The 19,842-nt window shown below is 42.9% G+C and carries 33 protein-coding genes; 6 read left to right on the top strand and 27 right to left on the bottom strand.

The window, feature by feature from the left end; translation table 11 throughout:
- Positions 1–7: 7 nt before the first annotated feature.
- The 6 genes from QUB33_RS06140 (at position 8) to QUB33_RS06115 (ending at position 4,342) form a co-directional block, all read left to right on the top strand.
- Positions 8–262, top strand: a complete 255-nt coding sequence (locus QUB33_RS06140) for a hypothetical protein (protein ID WP_333348589.1) — start codon at positions 8–10, stop codon at positions 260–262.
- Positions 263–273: 11 nt separating this feature from the next.
- Positions 274–1,143 (top strand): hypothetical protein, encoded by an 870-nt coding sequence (locus QUB33_RS06135; RefSeq protein WP_333348587.1) that lies wholly within the window; start codon positions 274–276, stop codon positions 1,141–1,143.
- Complete coding sequence (locus QUB33_RS06130; RefSeq protein WP_333348585.1) at positions 1,140–1,460, top strand: hypothetical protein; 321 nt, start codon at positions 1,140–1,142, stop codon at positions 1,458–1,460. Before QUB33_RS06135 ends, QUB33_RS06130 begins: the two co-directional genes overlap by 4 nt.
- Positions 1,375–1,815 (top strand): hypothetical protein, encoded by a 441-nt coding sequence (locus QUB33_RS06125; RefSeq protein WP_333348583.1) that lies wholly within the window; start codon positions 1,375–1,377, stop codon positions 1,813–1,815. The genes QUB33_RS06130 and QUB33_RS06125 overlap by 86 nt, the downstream gene beginning before the upstream one ends.
- Before the next feature lie 360 nt (positions 1,816–2,175).
- Positions 2,176–4,032 carry a hypothetical protein gene (locus tag QUB33_RS06120; RefSeq protein ID WP_333348581.1) on the top strand — a complete coding sequence of 619 codons (1,857 nt, stop codon included), beginning with the start codon at positions 2,176–2,178 and terminating at the stop codon, positions 4,030–4,032.
- Positions 4,033–4,090: 58 nt separating this feature from the next.
- Positions 4,091–4,342: a hypothetical protein gene (locus QUB33_RS06115; RefSeq protein WP_333348579.1), complete on the top strand. Its 252-nt coding sequence runs from the start codon at positions 4,091–4,093 to the stop codon at positions 4,340–4,342.
- A gap of 117 nt (positions 4,343–4,459) precedes the next feature.
- On the opposite strand, the gene QUB33_RS06110 is transcribed toward QUB33_RS06115, so the two are convergent.
- From QUB33_RS06110 to QUB33_RS05980, 27 genes are all read right to left on the bottom strand, one after another.
- The gene (locus tag QUB33_RS06110) at positions 4,460–4,714 is read right to left on the bottom strand and encodes a hypothetical protein (RefSeq protein ID WP_333348577.1); all 255 of its coding nucleotides are present in this window, start codon (positions 4,712–4,714) and stop codon (positions 4,460–4,462) included.
- Between the two features lie 30 nt (positions 4,715–4,744).
- On the bottom strand, positions 4,745–5,071 hold the full coding sequence (locus tag QUB33_RS06105; protein ID WP_333348575.1) for a hypothetical protein: 327 nt from the start codon (positions 5,069–5,071) through the stop codon (positions 4,745–4,747).
- A gap of 11 nt (positions 5,072–5,082) precedes the next feature.
- Positions 5,083–5,703, bottom strand: coding sequence for a hypothetical protein (locus QUB33_RS06100; protein ID WP_333348573.1), 621 nt, complete (start codon positions 5,701–5,703; stop codon positions 5,083–5,085).
- 6 nt (positions 5,704–5,709) lie between these two features.
- Complete coding sequence (locus QUB33_RS06095) at positions 5,710–6,219, bottom strand: thermonuclease family protein (protein ID WP_333348571.1); 510 nt, start codon at positions 6,217–6,219, stop codon at positions 5,710–5,712.
- A gap of 457 nt (positions 6,220–6,676) precedes the next feature.
- Positions 6,677–6,991 carry a hypothetical protein gene (locus QUB33_RS06090; RefSeq protein WP_333348569.1) on the bottom strand — a complete coding sequence of 105 codons (315 nt, stop codon included), beginning with the start codon at positions 6,989–6,991 and terminating at the stop codon, positions 6,677–6,679.
- 39 nt (positions 6,992–7,030) lie between these two features.
- Complete coding sequence (locus QUB33_RS06085) at positions 7,031–7,267, bottom strand: hypothetical protein (RefSeq protein ID WP_333348567.1); 237 nt, start codon at positions 7,265–7,267, stop codon at positions 7,031–7,033.
- A 9-nt stretch (positions 7,268–7,276) separates the two neighbouring features.
- Positions 7,277–7,642, bottom strand: coding sequence for a hypothetical protein (locus QUB33_RS06080; RefSeq protein ID WP_333348565.1), 366 nt, complete (start codon positions 7,640–7,642; stop codon positions 7,277–7,279).
- Between the two features lie 87 nt (positions 7,643–7,729).
- On the bottom strand, positions 7,730–7,981 hold the full coding sequence (locus QUB33_RS06075) for a hypothetical protein (RefSeq protein ID WP_333340788.1): 252 nt from the start codon (positions 7,979–7,981) through the stop codon (positions 7,730–7,732).
- 30 nt (positions 7,982–8,011) lie between these two features.
- A complete protein-coding gene (locus tag QUB33_RS06070; protein WP_333348563.1) occupies positions 8,012–8,347 on the bottom strand; it encodes a hypothetical protein in 336 nt (111 codons plus the stop codon).
- A 47-nt stretch (positions 8,348–8,394) separates the two neighbouring features.
- Positions 8,395–8,742: a hypothetical protein gene (locus QUB33_RS06065; protein ID WP_333348561.1), complete on the bottom strand. Its 348-nt coding sequence runs from the start codon at positions 8,740–8,742 to the stop codon at positions 8,395–8,397.
- Between the two features lies 1 nt (position 8,743).
- On the bottom strand, positions 8,744–9,091 hold the full coding sequence (locus QUB33_RS06060; RefSeq protein ID WP_333348559.1) for a hypothetical protein: 348 nt from the start codon (positions 9,089–9,091) through the stop codon (positions 8,744–8,746).
- Between the two features lie 94 nt (positions 9,092–9,185).
- Positions 9,186–9,764, bottom strand: a complete 579-nt coding sequence (locus QUB33_RS06055) for a hypothetical protein (RefSeq protein WP_333348557.1) — start codon at positions 9,762–9,764, stop codon at positions 9,186–9,188.
- An 83-nt stretch (positions 9,765–9,847) separates the two neighbouring features.
- Positions 9,848–10,777, bottom strand: a complete 930-nt coding sequence (locus QUB33_RS06050; RefSeq protein ID WP_333348555.1) for a DUF5131 family protein — start codon at positions 10,775–10,777, stop codon at positions 9,848–9,850.
- A gap of 266 nt (positions 10,778–11,043) precedes the next feature.
- Complete coding sequence (locus QUB33_RS06045) at positions 11,044–11,802, bottom strand: hypothetical protein (protein ID WP_333348553.1); 759 nt, start codon at positions 11,800–11,802, stop codon at positions 11,044–11,046.
- Positions 11,803–12,007: 205 nt separating this feature from the next.
- Positions 12,008–12,469, bottom strand: coding sequence for a hypothetical protein (locus QUB33_RS06040; protein ID WP_333348551.1), 462 nt, complete (start codon positions 12,467–12,469; stop codon positions 12,008–12,010).
- 74 nt (positions 12,470–12,543) lie between these two features.
- The gene (locus QUB33_RS06035) at positions 12,544–12,999 is read right to left on the bottom strand and encodes a hypothetical protein (RefSeq protein WP_333348549.1); all 456 of its coding nucleotides are present in this window, start codon (positions 12,997–12,999) and stop codon (positions 12,544–12,546) included.
- 85 nt (positions 13,000–13,084) lie between these two features.
- Positions 13,085–13,558 (bottom strand): hypothetical protein, encoded by a 474-nt coding sequence (locus QUB33_RS06030; RefSeq protein ID WP_333348547.1) that lies wholly within the window; start codon positions 13,556–13,558, stop codon positions 13,085–13,087.
- Between the two features lie 98 nt (positions 13,559–13,656).
- Positions 13,657–13,908, bottom strand: coding sequence for a hypothetical protein (locus tag QUB33_RS06025; RefSeq protein WP_333348545.1), 252 nt, complete (start codon positions 13,906–13,908; stop codon positions 13,657–13,659).
- Positions 13,909–13,982: 74 nt separating this feature from the next.
- A complete protein-coding gene (locus QUB33_RS06020) occupies positions 13,983–14,255 on the bottom strand; it encodes a hypothetical protein (RefSeq protein ID WP_333348543.1) in 273 nt (90 codons plus the stop codon).
- Positions 14,256–14,326: 71 nt separating this feature from the next.
- A complete protein-coding gene (locus QUB33_RS06015) occupies positions 14,327–14,929 on the bottom strand; it encodes an SLOG family protein (RefSeq protein ID WP_333348541.1) in 603 nt (200 codons plus the stop codon).
- Between the two features lie 71 nt (positions 14,930–15,000).
- Positions 15,001–15,606 (bottom strand): alpha-ketoglutarate-dependent dioxygenase AlkB, encoded by a 606-nt coding sequence (locus QUB33_RS06010; RefSeq protein ID WP_333348539.1) that lies wholly within the window; start codon positions 15,604–15,606, stop codon positions 15,001–15,003.
- A gap of 22 nt (positions 15,607–15,628) precedes the next feature.
- Positions 15,629–17,170: a phospholipase D-like domain-containing protein gene (locus QUB33_RS06005; RefSeq protein WP_333348537.1), complete on the bottom strand. Its 1,542-nt coding sequence runs from the start codon at positions 17,168–17,170 to the stop codon at positions 15,629–15,631.
- Between the two features lie 88 nt (positions 17,171–17,258).
- A complete protein-coding gene (locus QUB33_RS06000; RefSeq protein ID WP_333348535.1) occupies positions 17,259–17,768 on the bottom strand; it encodes a hypothetical protein in 510 nt (169 codons plus the stop codon).
- 177 nt (positions 17,769–17,945) lie between these two features.
- A complete protein-coding gene (locus QUB33_RS05995) occupies positions 17,946–18,242 on the bottom strand; it encodes a hypothetical protein (RefSeq protein ID WP_333348533.1) in 297 nt (98 codons plus the stop codon).
- A gap of 178 nt (positions 18,243–18,420) precedes the next feature.
- The gene (locus QUB33_RS05990) at positions 18,421–18,828 is read right to left on the bottom strand and encodes a hypothetical protein (RefSeq protein WP_333348531.1); all 408 of its coding nucleotides are present in this window, start codon (positions 18,826–18,828) and stop codon (positions 18,421–18,423) included.
- A gap of 282 nt (positions 18,829–19,110) precedes the next feature.
- The gene (locus tag QUB33_RS05985) at positions 19,111–19,407 is read right to left on the bottom strand and encodes a hypothetical protein (RefSeq protein WP_333348529.1); all 297 of its coding nucleotides are present in this window, start codon (positions 19,405–19,407) and stop codon (positions 19,111–19,113) included.
- Entirely contained in the window at positions 19,404–19,817 is a 414-nt protein-coding gene (locus tag QUB33_RS05980) for a hypothetical protein (RefSeq protein ID WP_333348527.1), read from the bottom strand. The genes QUB33_RS05985 and QUB33_RS05980 overlap by 4 nt, the downstream gene beginning before the upstream one ends.
- Positions 19,818–19,842 lie beyond the last annotated feature (25 nt).

Below are 19,842 nucleotides of genomic sequence, written 5' to 3'. Positions count from 1 at the left end.
AGCAATAATGTTAGATAAATTCTTGAATTTATTGCCCGTAGCTTGCGGGGCGGAACGCCATCGCATCATTAGCCAACTAGCTATCAAACTCTTGCTTAATCTCCAAGCTAGAGGTTTTGTAGAATCCGACTCTAATTCTGATGAGGAGTATGAATATTTAGGCTGGGTAATCAAACTGAAATGGAGTGAATCAACAAAGCAAATGAATTGGTGTATTTGCGATCGACTGAAAGAGCCTTCTGATCCAACACAATTTAACTAACAGGAAAAATAATGCAACAACTACTCGATCAAGAACAAGATGTATTGACTTACCTTCTCTCAACCCTAGTCGGGGGCGCTCTTGATGAAGAGGGGGAGCAAATGTTAGCTGATGTTTTCAATCTCACAACTGCTAACTTGAACGAGCTCACTCCCCAGGGCTGGGCTGCGATCGGCGATCGGGCAATCCAAGCAAAATGGTTCCTTGACCACATCACCGAAATCAAAGAGAAGTTTAAGCTACTCATTGACGCACAAATCTGTTTCCGTGAGTTTCAAGGCTGGCTGATGGAAGCTGGCTATAAAGGCGCTGAGAAAATTAAGAAAGCTCAGATAGATGTTGCCGTTGCTCGTGCCAAGTATGGCGCAACAGTTGAAGTCGAAGATTATCGACTTACCAAAAAGCAAGAACAATTCACAGGGGAAACTGAACAAGATAAGCTTTTCTGGGACAACACGGTAATTGCTGCGCTTGCCAAGAAAGTTGCCGAAGTTGATGCAGCCACCGTAAAAATGCAAGGAAATCCAGAATTTGCTCAACAGTTAGCAGATTGGAAAGATCAAGAGAGCAATATCTATAAGCAAGCTTCATACGGTCTGAAACACGGCACTCATGGCTTGAGCCATCCATCTCTCGGCGGTTCGACTTCCGCTCCGCTCCAAATTAGTCAGTCCAATTACGCTCAACCTCAATTTGTTTCAGCTTCAAGTGCAGCTACACAACGATCGGCAGTACAACGATCGACAACAGGTAGAGCGAAAGATTCCATCAACGTAGCGGTGAACTGGTCAGGCGACATGGCAGGCAAAGTTAATGGTGTTGCTTCGCAGATAAATCGTGGTTTTTCAAGATTTACTAAATTCATGAGAGGTGAAAGTTGATTATTTCTCAAGGTCAAATTTTCAAAGTCGTCAGTTCGATCGATTACAAGAACGGCGCTGCTGCTACGACAAACACAGGCTGGGTAACGACAGATGACCATGAACCAGGAATCAAATTACCCAACCGTTACGGATATTTGGTAGTTGCTGAAGCTTCGGCAATACAGAATATCGAGATTTGCCCGAATTGTTGTCTACTCTACGGCAAAACCTTCAATAAATGCACTAACCATGTTTTTACAAACTCCACAATTACCACAAAACCCGAAGCCTGCTGTACAGCCAAAGTCACAGGCACAGTCACAGGCACAAACTGAAGCACTGGTTTTCAAGCCGTCACCGCAACTGAAAAAGCTCAAAAATGTCAACAACTGGCTATTTTTGGTAGTGAATTTTGCGATCGGCATTGGCATAGCGAATGTGTTTCGGTTCTTTCCGTCACATATTTTCTTAGGAATCGTGGCGATCGTCATCGGCTCTCTCAGTCTGTTTTTCATGTCGCCAGCCGATCGCACTTATCTCGGACTTTGGCGGACTGGCGGTGCAGCACTGGCGATCGGAGGCATTCTCTGCTTCTGGGATTTGTATTATCTCCTGACCTGGCAGCATGGTTTGGCGATCGCAATCTTTATCATCGTCGCCATGTGGATCATTGGTGCTGGTAGTAAATAACACTTGCCTCCCTGTTGCTATGGCTGTATCCGCTTAAGTCAGCAGCAGGGAATTTTAGAGTTTTTCCCCATCACTCCTCACTCATCAGTCATTAGTCATTAGTCATCAGCGGGCATCGGGCATCGCATCGGACATCGCCCGTCGCCCGTCGCTCATCAGTCATCAGTCATCAGTCATCAGTCATCAGTCATCGGAATCACGCGGAAATCTCGCGCATCGAATCGGAAATCTCGCGCATCAAGCATCGGGCAGAGTCAGGCAGAGTCAGGCATCGTCGGGCATCGTCGGGCAGTCGGGCATGGAATTGGGGTATTGGATTTTGGGTATTGGGGATTGGGTAAAGGATAGGAGTCATCAGTCATGGGTAACAGGGTAACGATCGGATCATTTTTCGGAGCATTTTGCTCTTTGGCGCTGGCATTGATGCCGCTTCCGTTCGATCGCTGGGTGGGAGTTCGGCAAGCCAGCTCTCTCGCTGCGATCGGCTGCGGATATTTTGGCTGGCACGACAGCCAGAAAAAAAAGGAACAGCTCGAACAAGAAGAACTCTGGCAATTTGAGCAGCGACTGAAACAGCTAGCGCTTGATGCTGCTGTTAACTCCGCACTCACCAATGTCCTGGTTGAGGAGGTAGTGGTCAAAGAGAAGCTTCGGGCTGATGCCTCTGTTGAGGTCTACAAAGCCGAGACTCAGCAGAATTTTGTCCGGGTCATGGCTCACGATCACCCCGCTATTCTTGAGCAACTTCTTAAATCTTCACAACCCCCAATACCAGAAACAAAAACAGATTTTGATTCTCAGTCAGAAACAGAAACAGATTCTATTTCTGATTCTGTTATTGATAGTGTTCCGGGCGGTGCAGCCAGAGAGAAAACAGTAGAAGAGAAGAGAGCGGAGTATATAGCTGCTGCCCGATCGAAGCTGTTGAAATTGATTGAGGAGCATGAGGGAGGATGGATTGCACAACTGATGCACAAACCCATCCTAATTTATGGGGATATGGGTAGCTTTAAAAGTTACTTTGCAGCTTTTTTAGCACTGTGCCGGCATTATTTGTATGGTCACAAAATCATCTCGATCGCTGACCCTCACTTCCACCAAAATTATGATGAGTGCTGGAAAAGTTTGGTTAAGCTAGGCGTTCCCGGCTACGGCGCAAATCAAAACTTTGAGGAAGTTGGCGCACAACTTAACGCCATGTACGATCGATTCAAAGTCAGAACTCTAAAGGATGATTGGTTGACCTCAATCTTTGATGAGATGACACAATATGGCTTTGAAGAAGGTACGGCAGAACCTGCCAGCAAACTAACCCGAAAAGTTGTTGGCGACCCTCGCAAAGGCAAAGAAGCGCCCATCTTCATTGCTCACAATGATACTAACGCTGCTTTCGGCGGTGGTGACGGTTTCAGTAAATCTGTCAACTCAGGAGTTATCAAACTTTCTTTACGATCGAACAGCAAATATCAGCCACTTTTCAAAGGAACTATTTCGGGCATCAAAGATGAAGAAGGAGAGTGCATCAAAGATTTGCCTATTTCTATCTTGCCGGAATGGATACGTCCTGAATGGGTCTATGAGTTATTTAATGGCTTTACTTCAGACTCTGATAATCAAGTTATTACTTCAGCCGTTGACGATACACAATCTCAACCACAATCTCAATCACAATCTCACACAGAAACTCAGCCAGAAACTCAGACAGAACCGGAAAAAGAATCAGATGTAGAGAGACTAAATCGGGCATTAAATCAGGCTGTGTCGTGGGATTATTGGTTAGCGGAATCAACGACTGAAGAACTCAATCGACAAATAGAGTTACATCGATCGCAGGCTGGTGAAAATTCAGATAATTTACCAGATAATTCGGCAGATAACTCAGGTGAAGAATTATCACCGTTTGATAACCTTATCAAAGCCAAGATAAGTCCGAAACCCTTACCCAAAGAGGATTATCCGGTTATTTGGGATGCGGAAGATTTCTCAAGATTACTGCCAAATGAGTCAGAAACAGCACTTTTTGAGCGCATTTTGAAATTATCCGATAAATATACAAGTCCCAGCAAACTCATACAAATCGGTTTGGGTTTCACCCAGGGGAGAAGAAAGCCTCGAAGTTATTCAGATGTAGGTAAAAGGTGTTTTCAATACCTGGTAATGAAACACGGCTCACCTTCTCTGATTGCTAAATACAAGGATTACTTGGAAAAGAGGTAGGCTCATTTCGATCGATATCAAATTTTAGTCAATCACTCACACAAAACTAGGAGACAAAATGCGTAAACCAACAGCAGGCGAATCAGTATTTTTGGCAGGAACATTGACAACAGCTTTATTAACCACTGGTGCAGTTGTTCCGAACGTAATCCAAGAATTACAAGAAGATGCGAGGCAAACAAATGAAGAATTGAAGCGCCAAAACTTGCCACATCCAGCCGATGTTTTCACTGCTGGATTAATTACAGGTTTGGTTGCTGGAGCGATCGGAACAACAAAGGTTATATCGGACAAACTGAATAATCCCTAATCTATAACCAAAAATATATCTCATAGTAAATTGCAATTTACTATGAGATATATGAATGAAAGGAGGAAATTTATGAATCAGTTAACAGTTTTTCTGTTCGGTATGCTAATCGGAGTTTTACTGATATTCTTGCTCAGTCAGTTCATTGAGTAGAAATTCAGGACGTTGATACCTTCTAGGTTTCTCAACCCGAGGCGCTTTATTACTAAAGAAGCCCCAAGCAATTAATGCTAGTCCAGCAACAAGTTGACCCTGTTCATTGCTAATATATTTACAAGATACAAGTAATTCCGCAATGCCTGCAACAGCTCCTAAAAAACTAGCGATACTGTCTAACTGATCAACAGTTGGCTTTCTATATCTTAATTTCATAATTAGTAGTTGATTGATTGATTGATTGAGTTAGATAGTTGCGTCTGTATCTTCAAATTGTTGTTCGATCGTCGCGATAATGTTGCAAGCAGGCATCTGTAACTGTCTTTCAATAGCTTCAAGTCTACAATCTACCGTAATTGCTCGAAGCTTATTTACATCTTGCCATCGTCGCATTTTGTATCCGAGATTAAGAGTATCGCCTTCTTGTTTCTTCATTAAATCATAAGCAAATCTTTCAATCTTATGAGTTAAACTATCCTTGATTTGTCTAGATGCTAACCAGAAAATATAGGTAGAACCAACAGCGATAACGCCGATCGAAGCAGCAATATAGTCAAGAGTTTCTTGTTTCATTTGTGCATTTATTACCGAGGAGCAAACAATTTATCACCAGGAATAATAGTTGTCGGATAGATAAATTCGTGGTCATTTCTGTATCTTGGGTCAGACTTAACCCGATCCATGAAATCAAAGTGTTGTTCAATATCGTGACCGACAAAGCATCCAGCTCCGGCTGTGTGAATATCATCGACTGGATGATCCCAACCGTGGTGCTGATTGATGCCGAAGTAACCCTCATGGATTTCATCACCGGTTCTCATCATGTCCCTGTTCCAATCCCGGTGCACTTTGACAAGTCCGACCTGGACAAGAGCTTCATGGGGGTTAGAGTAACCATGAAGTCCGACTTGCCATGCTCGATACTGCCCAAAGGCAATTCTGGCAGCTCCATTAGGGTTCATGGGATTGTCGGTGTAGTAATAGCCTGGTTCGGTTGTCGCTTCCCAAGCGCCTTCGATCGTCGGCAGTCCATCCCGGAATCCTAAAATCAGTCGGGCATCGTTGAAATGGTTGGGAGTATCAGCGTTAAGGGTTCCGTTCGGGTCCATCCCTTCCACATAAATGATGTTTTTTTCTCCCGGTTTCCGAGCCAAGTGATAATTTTTGGCTTCCATATACTTGACAATTTTTTCAGCTAATTTCATAGTTTTTCAGGATAAGGTTAATTTTTTGAACTCGTTAGGAAGAATTAGGTCAGGGTCTGACCAAATACCTAATTTCTTACGATTAGCGCTAGCAGTTTCGGTGATAATCCCTTTGAGTACAGCCAACTCTCGAATGTTGTAGGCGAAACGATTAAATGGGACAAAACTTACTCCCATTCCACTTTTGCATTGCAGGATTTGAATGTTGGTTGCCACAGAAATTTTCTCAAGGTAACAATCACATACCCAGCGATCGTATTGGTCTTTCTCGATCGGAATTGAAATTATTGGTTTGCCTGCGACCAACTCCATCAAGGCAGTTTTTGCTTTTTGCGCCCATTCCCAGTGTTTAAGTATTCTGGGGTCTGTGCTATTTATTCCTGACCTTTGAGCTTCAGGAGTATCTATCCATCGTAGTCTTACTCGTAAATCAGCACCTCGAAAGTCTAGGGTTAAAGTATCACCATCAAATATAAATTTTGAAAAACAGTTATATGCAGTTCCTGGAGTAATCATGAGCTCAGCCTCAGAAGTATTTTATTTATTGTAATTTACTTTTTAGGCTGATGAACTGCTATTAGAATTTAACCCAAATAGGTTGAATTCAAAGCCGTTTACTATCTCTCCAGCGCCTACCATGACCTGATCCTAACACCCTATAATGCCCTTGTCTCCAGTGGCTATACGGAGAGGAATGAGTTCTTTTTCCTGCGGATAATACCGAGAAAATTTGATATTTTTTACCCAGCTATGGGGGATATCTCATATTAAAAAAGATCCGATCGCTCGGCATAATTTATTACTTTTAATTTTGACTTTGGAGTCAGTTACAGGCATCAGCAACGTTGGTACAAATTCCAAAGTCAAGAGTACATTAATTACCAAATTACGGATGCGTGGAAGGAAAACTTTATCATCGATCGAAATAGTATATTTGTTGAAGTTTTCATTTTCATCGTAAATCAAAGTACCATCATTTTTCAACACCAGTTCCTGAAGTCCACACAGTTTCATAAGAATCAACTGTGCAAATCTGAAAATATCGACCGTGTTTCAAGGCAAATGGTTTAATTTCGATGTTACTCCACTTGCCATAATTCCAGCTTGGATAATCACAATCACTACACGAAACCGTCAGATAATCCACTTCAGCACCATCGGGCGTGTGAATTAAGCCTTTGGGTATGGCTAGCAGGAAACTAGGTAAGGATGGTTGCCAACCTCTCAGGATACCAGGTTTAGCAAGTACATCTGTCTGATCGAATGCTGTAATTAGCTGCTGGGTCAAGCAATAAATAGGAGCATCTTTGATAAACCAGAGAGCTGTTCAGTAGCTATGGATGAATGCAGATAAATCAACTCTGAGATATTCAACTGTGCAACTTGACATAGCTACCGAAATAATTCCGCTCAAAATATGCCAGTTGATGTAGTTGGGAGGCATTTTGTAAGTGCGATCGCCCCTAATTTCTTTGAGTAAACCCTTGTAGATATTCTCAAACATTTTCAGGCTGCGATCGCGATTAGGATTGTTTTCGTCAAAGATGATTGATTTTACTTTCATGATTTGGCTTCAAATGTTAACGTAAATGATTCGAGTTCTCTCCGCTGGCATCCGTCTCAAGTTGGCTTTAACTCCATAACTTAGACCGTCATAAACTGCCAACATATAATCTGCCGCTCGACTCATTTCAATATCCTGACGTGGATATCGACCTACATTAATGATTGGATAGCCGAAACTTAGACTGCTTCCAGTTTCATAAACTTTAACGTTGCGATATTCCAGAACATTTAGGAATGCTAAAGCTAGTTGATCGAAACCCCGATAGTTCCCGATTAAGATGGTAGCATTTAGCTTTGTGATATTATGAATGCGCGTCCACATTTCCGCGTTCATTTTCTCAAGTCTTTCGGTTCCCGTGAGAAATACTTGCATTGACTTAGGGTATAATTGATTTGGTTTTTACTGATCTAATTGACTGTTACAAGCGCGATGTAACAGTCACTTTTTCTGACAACTTTGCTAAATCCTTTTGAGAAGCATGGCAATTCGATCGTACCGATCAGCATGGCAACCGTTATCAAAAATGCCAAAGTTCTTTTGAGAATAGTTGATACCGAGTACCGAGATAATGCAGTAGTGACTGTAATAAGGGAATAATATTGAGCCTAAATATGGCTCCATATATTCCATTTCATACAAAGCTCTGGCGGTTAGTTTTTCATACTGTTGTTGGGTATTTTGCCCTAAAAGTTCTAAGGTTTGAGTGTTCATTGAGCAAGGGTTAACTAAAAGACTGCTACTCTACAGCGAAGCTCCACGACGATAATAATTAAGTTTTTGGAGTGCTGTAAGTTGCTCGATCGACCACATATTGGCTAACAATTGACCGATTTCATCGTAAGTTTCGTGAGATTTAGCAGCATCAAAGCCCTGAGTTTTATTGACGATCGAACAAGTGTTGCGGTAATAGCGAAATAATGCTTGTAACTCTGGTTCGATATTGAGTCTGTCCCAGCGTAGTCGGTTAGCTAATCTCAGAGCTGGTCGATCGTCTGGAATATCTAAAGGATGGATTAACCCATAAAAGGCAGCTTCTAAGTCGGAATTGTCAATTTTTGTGAGATAGGGCAGTGACATATTATTGTTCCAAAAGTTCACTACCCTACAGCGAAGCACTATTGACGCTACCTGGCACCACGACTGTAGTGATTTACTTTCCTTTCTTCTGTTTCTTGTTCGATCGACCACAGCTTAGCCAAACGCCGACCAATCTCATCATATTCTTCTATGCGAGAGTGGTAAAAACCATAACCTTCTCCTACATATCCTTCATCACATCCAAATGTTAGAAAGATATAACATCGATCGTCATAGGAAGGGAACAGTTCACCCAACACAGGCTTAATATGTTCCTTTTCCCAGCGAAGTTTTGCAGTTAATTCTTTAAAGGCTAAGTCTGCATCAAATCTAGGAGTAGATTCAGGCTCAGGCTCAGGGAAGTTTTGATTTTTCTTGGGAATATGAATCGGCATACTATTTACCACGACTGTAATGATTGATTTTGTGTGCTTCGGTTACTTGGTCGATCGGCCACATTTGTGCCAACCGCCGACCAATCTCATCGTATTTTTCTAAGCAATCCCGATAATTGCCATAACCGGGCCCCACATATTTTTCGTCACAGTGAGGAGTCAGAAAGATATAGCAGTAATCTTTGTAATAGGGATAAAGTTCCTCTAACTCTGGCTCAATATTCTCCACTTCCCAGGCTAGTTTTGCTGTGTATTTCGCGAACATTGACTCCTTTGGCTTGGATTCTGAAGCATTAGGCTGAGGCTCAGGCTCAGGGAATTGCTTTTTCTTAGGAATGTGAATTGCCATATTAACTCTCCAAAACTTACAACTTTACAGCTTTACAGCGAAGCACAACTCTGTCTCTCTGCCCTATAAGAGGACAGAGACAGAGTGGTAAGTGTTAAAAGCTATTAGAACGGCGGGGGTGATTATGATATTGCCGTTCCTGTTTCCGTTGGCGTTCCCGATCGACATGGCAAGGAACGCAAACGCATTCAACTTCTAAATGGTTGACGGCATCGTACCCCTTATAGTGGTCATATTCATGGAGTCGTAGCTTGCGGGGCGGTACGCCATCGGGCCCTAAATGACCACAATCCACGCACGGGATATTACGGGCATGGGGCAATCTGTCGCATCTGACTGCGTAATTTACCCGGTTACGGGCTTGGGTTTTGTCGCCATCTCTGCCCGGAACCTGGGAAAAGCCTCGGGATTTGCGTATCTCGATGGGAATAGGCTGATACCTTTTTCGTAGCTTGCGGGCGCGTAGCGCATCGAAGGCTCTGCGACAGCTTCTGCAACGGTTGTCTTTGCCGTCCCGCGCATTTTTGCTTTCATTAAACAAGTTCAGCTTTAGCCAGGATTTGCAAGAGAAACACCATTTCAGACCAGACTTAAGATTTCGCTGATATTCTTCAACAGAAATTCCAATCTTGGCAGCAGCGATTTTTTGTCCGCCGACTTTATTGAGTGCCATATTTGTTGAAAGATTGTAGGCAGTAGAAAAGAAAAACCTCTGACAAACGATCGGCGCAGGTCAGAGGTTTTTCTCAGGCAAGATTAGACAGAGACAGAAGAGAGCAACATTTTAAGCTGCGGGACAGGAAACTGACGAATTCTCAAATCTTCGGGAAATTCAGCGATTTTCCCGCCTTTTTTATCTTTGAGCTTCAGTTCTTCGTAAGTAGTCGCTATTCCTTCGATATAGGTAGAACCGAGAACAGGATTTGAGCCAAGTTGTTTGACAAATATCGCCACGTCTTCAGCGTTTTGACATTGCTTAACCATGAATCGAATCCATTCAATTTGACAAGCACGTACATCATGTCCAGATTCACCGCCGATAATTACCTGGTGGATCAAATCTAGCCATTCCTTCTTAAGTTTCACGAATTCCAGTAATGGCTCAGCACTCAAAAACCAAACTACTGCTGGGGTCTGTAGCAGATAAGGGATTCGCTCATTAGCAGTTTTCTGATTTTCGATCGTAGTGCCGAGCCAGAGATTCGGAATCGGCCAGACAAATTCTGCCTGGGGTAACTTCAGCTTCCGTCTCAATTCCTCAACAATTTTTCTGATTCGTTCTTTAGCCGATCGGAAATATTCTGGCATCCGCTCTGGGCGTTTTGTGAGCACCTGGAAGGTATGCTGAGGAGCTACCACCATATAAGCAAAAGCTAAATCGAGCCATTCATTTTTGACCCAATGCCCGAAACAGTCAGTCATGGAAAACATGAAAACTTTTTCGCCTTTTTTCATCTTCACCAACTTTTCCATGACGATCGTTGAGAAAATCATGTTGACTGGGACTGTCCCGGTGTACGGCAACCCACTGGCAAAGATGAAATAGTTGCTGAGGTTCATTGCCTCGGCGTAACAGTTCGCACAGCCTGGGCTGATTTTCTCGCACCAGTGTCCGCCATGTTTGCCATCGACTTTCACCAAGTGGATTGGATTACAAGTCAACCCTGTCCATTCAATATTGCTCATGTTAATTAATGCGCGTATGTGTATATAGGAGAAGCTTCGGATTGGCTGATTGGATTTGGATAGGGGGAATGTCGATCGCCTCGATCTCCGTTCGTAGCTGGCGGGTCTGAAGCGTATCGAAGTTTTCACAGAAGATTGAGTAGTTTCAGTTCGATAGCCGGATTGATGACGATCGAACTGAACTAAGGTGAACTAAGGTGAACTAAGGTGAACTAAGGTGAATCAAGAATCTGATTGAGCCAGGATTACTCCTAGCTCAACACAGATTATTTACCTTTAAGTTGCTGTTGCTTGACAGGCTGTTGAGCTTCAATGACTTCAGCAGTGCCATTACCCGGTGCAATGGCTAAATGAGAAGATGAAGCACCTAAGCACATTGCCTCATTCTCAATGAGTCGAGGATCGGCACAATGAAGGATACCGTTCTTTTCATCTTCATAAATCATGCGAGCAGCTTTGACGGCAGCTTCTTCTAAAGGAGTTGCGAGCGGACGAGTCGTGACGGCTAAGTAGAAGTAAGGGCCATAATTGCCTTCACTTTGCACCATCTCGAACCGGAAGATGTTGGAGAAATAAGCTTCTGATGCTTTTCGGAGTGCATATTCATTGGGGTCGCCTTCCATACCTTCTTCAACCCAAGAATTGAATGCTTCACGTCCAAAAGTTTCAACTAAGCCTTTCATCTTGTCCTGAGATTGACGGTGAATGAGAAAGGTACTTAGCTCAGAGCATTTTTCATGAAAATGAGTCTTCATTCCCCCGGCGACTGGGATTCCCCAAACTTCGGTAAACTGTTCATTTTCATAGTGAGGTTTGAAACTTAGCGTTTTCTGTGCGATCGCGCAAATTGCCATCTCAACAAATTCACCACGGGTCAAGCCAGCTTTCTCAGCTTTACTGCTGTTCATTCCTTTAGTTTCGCCAGTGACAAACATCCCGAATTCCTTGGAGCAATTCGCTCTGTAACGGCTGGGAATTGTGGGAATACGAAAAGCGAATCCGTCGATAACCATTGGGTTTTGCATGATTTTGTTTCTGGTTAAGTTTGAAGTTTGTTTCTGTTCTGTTTCTGTTTTTGTTTCTGTTTAAGTTCCTTTGAAAGAAACTCAAGACTTAAAAGCGAAGCAATACATTTGCCTTGGCTTTATCTATCAACTTTACCGTAAATTTTGATTGCTGTGGGCGATGCGCTACGCGCCCGCAAGCTACGGCTGACAGCAATCAAAATGACTAAGTTAAGGTAATAGCATCCAATCTTTCATCACGGCAGTAATCTATTGCAGAAGTGAGGATATCGTTAGCTATTTCTAGTCCGAATTTCTCATGGTCATTGTTCAGATTACGAGGAAAAGTGTTTAACATGAAGCCTTTCCCTAGCGGAGACTTAAACGGGAGAAAGTCGAATTCATAGATTTTGTCAGGTTCGATCGAGGGAAATTCTCTCTGTGCAGTGACGAAAGTTGAGAGAGTTCCGCCAGAATCATTGATAACAAATCCCCAGACTTCTGTTACTGGCAGCACACCAAGTACAGAATTAATCTTTAAGATTCGGGGATTGATTTTGACGATCGCCATATTGAGCGATGGAAATTCTAAACCTTCTAAAGTGAAGTGTCCTTTAACTCGATTTTCTTTGTAACGAAGAAATGGCTCTACCTGAAAACTGGATTGATTGACAGTGATTATTGTCATTGTAGAAAATAGTTGTTGAAATCAACATCCTAAAGCGAAGCACAATAAGAGAGTACAATCGCTTTAGGTTTATTTTAACGCTTTAGGTAGTGAACATAAACGGCTAATGCTGGCACTTTATGTTCAGTTTTATTGAGTGCGATTGCCCGCTGTTTCTCTAACGTTTCTAAGTACGGAGAACTGAGAAGCGCTTCATGTTTTGTTTCTGCTTCAGCAAGCATTTCTTTCAAATCATTAATGTAAGCTTGACTGTTTTCGATAGGGATTGCATTCGATCGACATAAATTATCGTATTCACGGCTGATATCCTCATCAAGTCGAGCGACACTAAGATTTTCGTTATCGTAGCGAGTGCGAAGTTGGATAACGATTTTGGCATTGTCATCGTTAAAGACTACGTTTTTGCGAGCTTTCTTAGACTCAATAATCTCGAAAGCTTCAAGAATAGCATCAGGTTCGATCGCTTCAGCTTCAACTTTCAACCTTTCAATTTGATTGCGAATCTCGGCAAGTCTTTTGAGATGTTCCATGATAGAATTGTTGTGTGGAAAATACCTGAAACTGAATTCAAAAGCGGTTAGTCCTACGCTAACCGCTTTTTCGTTGACTATTTAGCTACCAACTTAAAGCATCGGCTGCTGCTTGTTGTGCAGTACCAGTAAACTGATCTTCAAGACTAGAATTATCAAACAATCCAGCTTCATGAGCAGCGCCGATTTCTTCATAAACGGCTTCAACATCAAACTCTTGTTCAACCGCTTCTTGCAGTTCATCAAATGGCAGATGTCGATCGAAATGCTTGAAATCCTTGTTGAGGAACCATTCAGGTTGAAGTTCGATCGACTCAAGATGATTCTCAATCCATTTGAGGAAGGCAAACTTAACTTCGTCAGCCGTGAATAAACTGCACTGATAATGATCCAGTGCCTGAAGCCGTTCAACGATTTCATCCAGATTGATTAGTTTGCCGATCGCTTCGAGAAGCATCTGATCCGAGGGCTTACCAAACAAATTAGATCTGTCGGGTTTTTGCGATTGAATTTCTGAAACAATTTGTGCTAGAGTAGTTGAAGATGTGATGGACGACATATTGTTACCTTCTTTGCTAGTGTTCGCAATAGAGAAAAAATCAGTACCTCAAGGCGAAGCCATAAATGAGGTACTTTTTTTTGCCTTTATCTTTCCATTCAAGAGAAAGTTAGATTAAGTTGAAAAACCTTATCATCAGCATCAACGACATTGTAAATATCGTTGCTCATGTGTTCGATTCTGGATTGAAACCAACGGACAAAAGCTAATTTGACATCAGAATCGTGGTACATCTGACAGTCGCAGATGCAGCGAGATTTAAGCGTTTGTACGATCGCATCAACATCTAGTATCTTTTCAATCCTTGAAAGATAGTCGATGTCTTTTTCTGACCAAGTTTGTTGTTGCATCCAGAAACAGAAACGGAACATCACTCACTTACAGCGAAGCAATATTCTGTTTCTGTTTCTGTTTCTGAATGTTTCTAAACTGTTTTTGTTTCTGCTACTGTTTCTGGGAGATTAGCTTTAGCGTAGGAATTGAGCAGATGAAGGAGACTAGCAGCAGCGACAGTAGTATATTTGGTTGTCTGTGGTCGATCGGTTTTGTCAATGCGCTTGATCAAATAGGAGCTGTCGGAGATGCGATCGCAACTGGTAATGTCTCCCCGTTCGATCGCACCCTTGGCAAGTCTGGCAATCCGAGAGTGGAGATGAGCCATCACTACTTTTACTTTCTTGCTTGCTTTCTTGGTCATGTTCAGTTTCCGGTAAAGTTTATGGTTGGTAAGATATCCCCCTTGAGAAGGGGGAGACGGATGAAAGACAGCTAAAACAGGGTTAACTGTTTATGAGTAGGTTGAATGATGAGATACTTACGTTCGGCGGGAACGTACTGATAAATGAGCAAATTCTTATCTCTAGCCATTTTGAAAGTAGTAGCAGTTCCTCCGCCCCGATTATGAGGATCGCCACTGAAAACAGCTAAACAGAGATCCGATCGTTTCACCATCCAAGCATTCCGAGCCTGCATGACACCGGGACTGTAATTCTTGTAAAGGCAAATTTGCTCAGTTGCTTGTGCCAGCAACTTCTTGTAATGACTTTGCTGACGAGGTTTCCACAAACTATCTTGGTCAGCGCAAGGAATTACCGCTGTCCATTTCAGCTTATGGTAAATGAAGATTTCAGCAGCTACTTGATCCGTGCCAAGCGCCATGCCAGTAAAAAACTTTTTGACACCTTGGTTAACTGCCATCATGATCAGTTTGTCAACTTCGACCCTGTAACTGTTAGTGATGTAGCGATGCCCGGTAATCATCGCTGTGTTGTATTGTTGTGGCTCAAAAGATTGCGGAAAATCATACTCAGTGTCGCGAGTAAGTTTTCGATTGACGTGCTGAGCTAATCCAAAAATTTTTGTTGCTGCCATGAGTTGTTGACTGAAAAAGAATCAACAACTCATGGCGAAGCATTACTAATTTTCTTGACTTTGGCTATTGGCTAATAAACTTGTCGAATTGTCAAGTTTAATCTGCCGTTATTCTTCAGTAACTTTGAAGTTTTGGGGAGGATTCTTTGGACTCCGTGATAGGCTAAACGGCTGTCACCGTGGAGGATAAGGACATCGCCCGATCGTAAGAGAATGGCGTCGAGTGGATCTTTCCGACTGCGGTTGCTCCCGACAACAAAACTGCAATCGTCACCGAGAGATATTGAAATGATGCAGGGTTTGAGGTTCTGCTCCGTATTATCTTGATGCAAACCTAACTTACTTTTGCCATTAGCTGGATAAAAGTTGATTAAACAGGTTTCAGGCTCATAATGAAACTCACCAACTAAATTGGCTAAACTTTGAGCAATCTCTATCAACTCTGTCGGCATTGCTGCGAAGGGCTGATTATTTACTGGATTGATGGGTGAATAACGATAGCCTTTGCGATCGGACAGCCAGCCAACTTTCCCGCAACTGGTTTGGCTACAGTTAAAACTTTGACCAGATGGCATGACAGGGATTGTCATACCGCCATTGACTTTGGCTATATTTCGGGTCATGTCAACGAGATTGTGTTGTTCCTGAACAGAAAAATACTTTTTGAGGTGCAGCATGGTTGATTCCAGATAGGACAAATCAAATCCTTAACGCGAAGCGCTGTTGGGGATTGTGGATCGCTTTAAAAAAAAATCTCCAGCGAGGGCTGGAGATTCTTCTATTTGCATTCAGATTTGCGCGAATCCATTTTCTGCTTGATGCGCTGGGGCAGACCCAGAATTGCGCCTTGATAGACTCGATGGCGCTACGCGCCCCGCAAGCTACGAACTCTTGCTCGAAGTGAGCGCCGACCGTGGCACTTTCAATCACCAACAAAGTTTCATCATTCGCTCGGTTGGCGGCTTCAGTCCAGTTGTGAGAACCGGTGATGACTTTGGTTCCATCAACAACACCGAACTTGTGGTGCAGTCGATCGCCTAGAGGAAGTTTCGGCATCCCAACTGTCGCCAGTGGCTGACTCCAGGGACGGTTTTCGACTTCCAATTTGCAACCTTCGAGTAGGCTAGCGCCCATCATGTCCATCGCTTCGCTGTAGGGACGATAAACGAAACTCGAATCAACCAAAGCTCTGATACTAACTCCAGTCTGGGATTTTCTACCCAGTGTGTCTGCCAACTGCTGGGCAGAAAAGACGAACAGCGCCAGATTGACAGATTTGGATGAACTGGCTAAAGTCCGATCGATTAATCCATTCGGTGTCTGCTGCCAGGGAGTTTTGCTTGTCGCCGGCGAGAACTGAACGGAGACTGTTGCACCGCCAACAGAAACTCTGGCGATGGCGCTTCGCGCCCCGCTAGCTAACGGACGAATCGCTTTCTTGACACCAAACTTGCTGTCTGGCTTTCCGCCAGGGCCGTCTCCCCACATCTGACTGAACTCTTCACTGAAAACTTTTGCCAGCTCCGGGCTTTGCATTTTCAGCAGATTGTTGGGATTGCCCCGACTTTCGGCACTCTTGAAATCGCCGTGAATATCGCTGGTCGTGAAATTCGCTGAAGTGACGATGAGAGTTTTGCCATCAATGACAATGAACTTGTGGTGCATCAATCCGCTGCCTTTGCTACCGTCAGCGGTATCATCAATCATCGGGATTCCTGCTTCACGAACGATCGCCAGAGCATCACCGCTGGAGATTTCGGTATCGGAGAGAGAACCATCTTTATCGGTATCTGCCAGGTGAACGAGTTCTGCATAGCGATCGCGCTCTCGCTTGGGTAACGCTTTCACCTGTGAGGGAGAAAGAGCGACAGGACGATTGTACAGATTTTCGATAATCAACCGAACTTTGATACCTGAGCGATGGCGATGCGCTAGAGCTTGCGCTATCCGAGGCAAGCGAAGTTCTTGAACTGCGACATCGACACTCTCGCGAGCACTGTTGATGGAATAGACCATGAGCTGTTCCAAATCATGACCTGGACGAGTGACCTGACGATATGGCTCTGTGTAGCTAGAAGTCTGAGATTGATTGAAATAAACCTGAAGCGATGGATCTTGAGGCAATGCTTTGATGACTGGAGCTGCGGAAATTTCTTCTGTGGGTTTTGGTTTCATGAATTGATTACAGGAAACGAAACCAGCGACAATTAAAACTGCTAAAGCGACGATTTTCTTGTTCATGATTTTGGGTTGATGAGTAATATTTACGTGGGTCTAAAAAAAAATCTCTAGCTTGTGCTAGAGATTTTCTTGTTGTAGTTGTACATTTCTATCTACAATCCTTGTCAGTTTTGATGACGACTTCGCCTTGATTGCCCAAAGCTCCGCCTCTAACTAAACAAAACTTCTTTCTGGTCCAGGGATGGCTGAATGTGATTGTTCCATGCTGACCAAAACTGCCACCAATTCCGCTGTTGGTTTCGCTACTCCAACTAATCAAGGTTGCTACATTGCTGCCTGCTTTGCCTGCAACTTTCGCATCAATACCTCTAAAGGTTGACTTGATATTGACTCCGCTGGGCAAGGAGATTTTCTCTCCACAAACTCCACCTAAACACTCTGCGATTGTTGCTTTCTCGCCTGTGAAAACTGCAACGCTTCTTACTTGACCATAATTAACAATTGCGTCATATCTGCTTTGCTTCGCTGTCTGAATTAACTGGACATGGGCTGCTGTGACTTTTGCATAACCAATCAAACCAGTACCGCCTAACAAGCCGAGAACTGCCAATTCACCAGCAATAGCGATAGATACCAAAGTTTCAGTTAAAGTTGCCATGAGAAATACCTAGATAAGTGGTTAGTGAGCTGCTAGAAATACAGCTCACTCCCTCATCGCGAAGCGCCCTCACTAAAAACATTCACCTTGCTCTTTCTCTTTCTCTTAATTTGAAAGCCCCAACACCCATGACGGATATTGAGGCTTTTCTTTGGTATCGATCGGTACTAACTAACTTTAGAACTCATCAGTCCTATTGTTGTTGTACTCTTTCTTGTTGGCATAATATTCACTGCGAATCTGCATCAATTCTTCTGTCGTATATCCAAGGTCAGCAACGAACTTATGGATTTCCGGCAGAACCATTGTATGAATCTTGTAACCTTCCCAGTCACGCTTGAAAACCTCATACAAATCCAAACCTTTGAGATCGGTATCATTCTCAGCTTTGAACTGTGACCAAGCCAGGATACGAATTGCATCTCTCAAATTGGATGCTTCTTTTTCAGATTTGGTCAAGATATTGATAGTCATGATAAACCTCTAAGTAAAGTACAGAAAATCTAACTCAATCCCTCAAGGCGAAGCCATACAAAATGCTTAACCTCACCATTGCTTCTTCATTCACCGATGATTAAGTTAAATACTTTCGATCGAATCGAACCCAAAATATTTAACTTAATCTTACCATTGGCTGATGAATTAACTCACGCTAAAACAGATCACCAATATCAAATTCTTCTTCAGGAACAGGAGCAGAAACCGGAACAGGAGCAGAAACCGGAACCGATGAATCGTTGACTTTCTGAGTAGGACTAGGACTAGCTGTAGAACTAGGAGTAGCCGACCCCGACTTCTTAGAATAATAGGTCGATCGAATGCTCAACAATTCTACCTCGGTAAACTCTAAACTTTTGGCGAAAGCGAGAAGTTCTTCATAAGTGTTGTTATGAAGTTTTTCTTCTTTCCACTCTGCCTCAAACACAGAATAACCGCCATATTGCAGATTCTTGAGTGTTTCTTTGTTGGTGGATTTGTACTCTTCCCAAGCAAGAATGCGAAGTGCATCAAGTAACAAACTACGCTTTTTGGCAGTCTTGGACATAAAAACAATAGCCATGATGGAATCCTTTGGTGTAAACTACAGTAAATCTAGAAACAGGCAGAAAACCTCTCTCAACTCCCCATCGCGAAGCGACCCTAACAGAAAAACTACTGGGGTTCTTTCTTCCGTTAACGATGAGAAAAACAGAAAACCTATCTCAACTCCCTATCGCAAAGCGACCCTAACAGAAAAACTACTGGACTTGTCTTTGCTTTAGCTCTAACTATCGATCGATTGATGATAAATTGATGATGGAAAGATAAACTAACCATCATCAATTTAGTTGTAGGTCAACAGTTAATCATCAGCAAAAGTATCAGGATAAGGTTGTGCAATGGAGTAGTAGCATTCTCTGATAGTTAACAGTTGTTCGATCGAGAAACCTCTTTCTGCTGCTAATTGAGTAAGTTGAGTCAAATCCATCGATCGAATGTTGCTCTTTTTCCAGCGACTGTAGAATCTACTGTGACGCAGATTTAAATCTTCACGAATCTGAGGATTTGTTTCACAAACCTCCCATGCGAGCACCCGGAACGCATCACGCAGGCGTAGAGTTTCCTGATCAGTTTCAGTTTGTGTATCTATTTGCATCATGTTTCTGTCCTCTTGTTACTGGTATAGAAAAGGTCATTGAGAAGCTGGATGAGAGTTTCTTTGTTATCGATCGCTACCCTGAGTGCGTAAGGAAAGAGCAAATCAGATTCAGTTTCAAAGTGAATTTTGCCACTAAGACTAGAAGGTGCAAACGATACCTGAAGAAAACTAGCTCTAGGAGTTAACACCAGTTGATATCTTTTCTCGCCTTTCTTTTTGTAAGCAACGTATTGCTGTTTGTTGAATCGTTCTAATTTGGTATTCTTCGCCATCCAACACTCTGCGATCGAAAACAAATTTGTTCCGCCTTCGATGCTGTGGATTTGGCTAGATATCAATTTAGGTACACCGTCAACAATTTCAAATCGTTGAATTAAGTCGTAAACTATTTTGTCAGTTGTGTCAGTCATTTCACTTGCTCATGGATTGAATTAG

Origin of the sequence: Microcoleus sp. B3-A4 (assembly GCF_036705385.1) — a bacterium.
In the GTDB taxonomy this organism is placed as follows: Bacteria; Cyanobacteriota; Cyanobacteriia; order Cyanobacteriales; family Microcoleaceae; genus Microcoleus.
The sequence above is the reverse complement of the archived record's forward strand: the minus strand, read 5'-3'. Positions and strand labels throughout refer to the sequence as shown.